4 protein-coding genes are annotated in these 3779 nt (G+C 28.3%); 1 reads left to right on the top strand and 3 read right to left on the bottom strand.

Annotation, left to right across the window (positions count from 1 at the left end; genetic code table 11):
* The first annotated feature begins 108 nt into the window (after positions 1–108).
* A complete protein-coding gene (locus GOQ24_RS15195) occupies positions 109–249 on the top strand; it encodes a hypothetical protein (protein WP_006256868.1) in 141 nt (46 codons plus the stop codon).
* A gap of 2 nt (positions 250–251) precedes the next feature.
* Here the strand turns inward: GOQ24_RS15195 and GOQ24_RS15190 are convergent, their stop codons facing one another.
* From GOQ24_RS15190 to GOQ24_RS15180, 3 genes are all read right to left on the bottom strand, one after another.
* Positions 252–1220, bottom strand: a complete 969-nt coding sequence (locus tag GOQ24_RS15190) for a helix-turn-helix domain-containing protein (RefSeq protein WP_160340070.1) — start codon at positions 1218–1220, stop codon at positions 252–254.
* Positions 1221–1698: 478 nt separating this feature from the next.
* Positions 1699–3003: an APC family permease gene (locus GOQ24_RS15185; RefSeq protein ID WP_160340069.1), complete on the bottom strand. Its 1305-nt coding sequence runs from the start codon at positions 3001–3003 to the stop codon at positions 1699–1701.
* Positions 2993–3779 (bottom strand): hypothetical protein (locus GOQ24_RS15180; RefSeq protein ID WP_208103235.1); only part of this gene is annotated, 787 nt, incomplete at its 5' end. The genes GOQ24_RS15185 and GOQ24_RS15180, both read right to left, overlap by 11 nt.

The following is a 3779-nucleotide window of genomic DNA, read 5'->3' as shown; positions in this document are numbered from 1 at the left end:
GCTTAATATTAACTACCACGTGCTGTATAAACACATATGAAATAGCCCTTAATACTTTTACTAGAAATATGACAACAGAAAGATGTTATTTATGAAAAAAATCAAACTATGACTATCATATATTTAATCTTAGCATTAACAATTATTGGTGATAAAAGTAGTATCCTTTCTAAAAATAATGGTGACTATATACGAAATAAGAAAGACGAAATAAGTAAAACTTATATTAGTTTCTCGTTTATTAATTAAGATTACTTTCCATATTGGGCTTTAAATCCACTAGGAGTTATCTCGTGATATTTTTTAAATGCTGCTGTAAAATGTGTTGCATTCTTATACCCTAGATTTTCACTAATCTCTGCAATAGATAACCTATCCTCTAAGAGGTAGTCTTTAGCAATTCCCATTTTATAATCAGATAAAAAAGCATAAGCTGATACTCCAAAAGCTTTTTTAAATTCAATTTTCAAAGTACAATCATTAGTACCAAGTGCAATGGCTAACTGTTTTAATGTTGGTGGTTTTTTATAATTTTGAAGAAGTATCTCCTTCGCCTTGTACATCTTATCGAGTTGGAGCTTCTTTTGAGTACATTGTAAAGAGCAGTGGTGCTGTTGTATTTGTTCTAATTGTAAAAGCATTAGTTCGAGAATCATACTATCAAAATAAATAGCTCTTAAGACACCTTCTTTTTTATTATTAATCAATTTTTGCAACAATAAATCCATGCATATTGTTATAGGCATTGGATGAATATTTGTAAAGGTGTAAGACTGATTCTCTTCAAAGTTAAAGGTTTCAAATTGTTGCAAGTACTTATCTACTAAACTACTTTTTATATAAATACGAAAAAATGCTCCCTTTACTCTAAAACTATGGATAACAGGAGAACTAGGATACCTAATAATTAGTTGCTCAGCCTTACCACAATTATATTCAAAAACTTCTTTATTATTAAACAATTCCCCTTCAATCTGAAAATGTAAAACAACAGTACCTGATTCTGTGAGTTTTTCATTGAGAAAAAGAAGATAATTTTCATCTATCTCACCTCTTACAATAGTTATTGATTCCGTTGAAAAAGAATCCAATGTAAAATTTTTCTTGGAAATTATATTCTCATTTAGTACAGACTCAGGTACAATATCAGCACCAGAAGCAAACAATAGTTCACTCCTATCAACTTTTATTTCTACCATAATAAATGTAAAATAAGACATACTAATGTCTTAAATCAATTAAATAATTAATATTACTAAAGTTGTTTATAACAACTAACAATCAGTTATTTAATATAGGAGGTGGACGGGAAAAGAAATATTTAACTATATTTTTATGTACTATAGTTAAAGAGTAATAAATAGGTTTTCTGTAATTAATGATAGATATCAGTAATACAACAAATAAAACTTCTTCACTTAATAGTAATGGAGTATTATTGTCTAGTAAGACCAGTTCACATACATGACAAGGTTTACCATCAATATGATCTACCTTATGGGTATAACAATGCAGATTAACTAATTTCAGTAGACTGAAAATAGTCACAAAAAAAATGACAAAATACTTTTTATACTTCTGCATTGTTATACTTGATAAAGAATAAGTAATAATTCTTCAATTACAAATATATGCATTAGAATTTATTAATCTAAGACGCAAAACGGAATAGTAAATGACGCAATTAGGAAATAGATCCTAACTATGATATAAAGATTTTTCTTCTTTTATTTTAAAGACAATAAAACCAAATAATACGTTTAAACAACCTATTAAACTCTCCAAAGGATAAGACCACAGCGACTGTATAATAAGTATAAAAGTAAAAACTATAAATACATATTGTGCTAACAAAGATAATGGTTTTTTTAAAATAATCGAATCCTTTGTTTTGTTCTTAATCCTTACAAGTCCAAGCACAACTAATAAACTACACATACTTAATAAGAAACCACAATACACTAAAATTTGTTCAAAACTTCCACTTATAAGTATAAGTAAAACTATACATCCTTGGAAACACAATATCTTTATATTCTGATAAGCATAAAAAGAACTTCGTAAAAATGAAAAAGTATTACTTTTAATAGTCATCTGATATAAAACTTTACTCCCTACCCAAGTCATTATACTTATACTAGATATAAAAAGTAGAGTTATAAACCCTTTTATCACAACTGTATACTGACCATCACTTAATTTGTTTACAAAAGTCATTACTACATTTAGACTCCCTTTTAATTCATCATATTTTAAATGTTTTAATAATACAACTTGAAGCAATACATAACATATCCCTACAAATAAGGTCCCTATAAATAAAATTCTAGGTACTGTCCTGCTTGGTTTTTTAAAATCTGCCACCATATATGTAACAGAGTTCCATCCAGTATAAGAATACGATATAAAAATTAAAGCTATTACAAAATTTTTAATAACTTTTAAATTGTCTTGTGCATAATTAATGGTTGAATAATTATTGTACAAAGCACTCTTACTCGGACTAATTAGTCCGAAAGTGATCAGTACTATAAAAACAATTACAATAGTTAAAGTAACAATCTTCTGAAAAGCCATACTACTATTGTATCCTAGAAAGTGTAAAATAGTAGTCGCGATAACAATACCACTAGCTATAAACATTTGATCTGCATCAGCAAAAAAATAAGAAGCATAAACTTTTGCACTTAAAGCAATAGATACAGGAAATCCTACCGTAATAGATATCCAGCCTGCTAAAAAACCTATTGTTGGATTATACATTTTCGATAGAAAGCTATACTCTCCACCATTTTCAGGGTAAATACAAGCTACTTCTGCATAACTAAGTGCTCCACATAAGGCAATTAATGCTCCTAAAATCCAAACCAATATAACTTCTATATAACTTGTTTGATACATTAATTGGATACCAAGATTTGAAAACGCACTAATGCCAATCATATTAGCTATAACAATCAGAACCCCAGTAAAAAGACTTATTCTGTTTTTTTCATTCACCATCCAGCTCTTTTATTAATTCTATGCCCTTCTTAAAACTTTGTTTAGCTCTTTCTCTTTTAAATTTTTCTAAGGTTTCCTCAGCCTTTTTGTAAAGTAGACTATCAGCTTGTCCAATCTTATAATCCAATGGTAGAGCATAAACAAAATGTCCTGTTTTTGATTTCAGTGTCGGTATTTGAAAAAACTGCCTAGGTACAAGTTCTCCACTTTCCTTTCCTTTAACAGAAGCTTCTACAAAAAAATCTACCGCATAATCTGGATAACCAAATAAATAACCTAAAGCCCTATATCGATCAGGCATATTAGCATTTTCAATTTTGATTAACATAGTTTTATAGTCAGTATCCTGATTAATTGAAAGACTGGAGAAAAAATCTTTCTTATCTTCCAATAATTTGGAAACCAAGTCCTTTCTTAATACACAAAAATGGTAAGTTCGTATACTATCCCATGTACTATTAAAAGGATAAATCTGAAACTCTATAGTTTTAAATTTTGAATTTTCAACAATGGATTCCAGTAAATTAATGGTATCTATTTGTGCCTTAAATTTTGAGTCAGAATACTCTAACTTATAGTCAACTCTATAATCACCTATTGTACTCATCGGTTTAATTGGAGAATAGATAGTGTAAATTGCCTCTCTTTGAAGTCCTTTTTCAATGATATACTCTAAAATCTCTTTCTCTTGCTTATTAAATATATTTAAATGACTACTTTGTAGATTACTAGTAGATTTGCAACTATAAAAAGCAAAAAAGCATCCTATAAATAAT

The sequence above is a fragment of the Myroides sp. LoEW2-1 genome (assembly GCF_009767705.1).
GTDB lineage: Bacteria > Bacteroidota > Bacteroidia > Flavobacteriales > Flavobacteriaceae > Flavobacterium > Flavobacterium album_A.
Note: the sequence above shows the minus strand (reverse complement) of the source record. Positions and strands in the feature narration are given on the sequence as shown.

Bases quoted from the DNA above. Each gene is read 5' to 3' on its own strand.
- GOQ24_RS15185 (WP_160340069.1), bottom strand. From the start codon at position 3,003: ATGGTGAATGAAAAAAACAGAATAAGTCTTTTTACTGGGGTTCTGATT.
- GOQ24_RS15190 (WP_160340070.1), bottom strand. From the start codon at position 1,220: ATGTCTTATTTTACATTTATTATGGTAGAAATAAAAGTTGATAGGAGT.
- GOQ24_RS15195 (WP_006256868.1), top strand. From the start codon at position 109: ATGACTATCATATATTTAATCTTAGCATTAACAATTATTGGTGATAAA.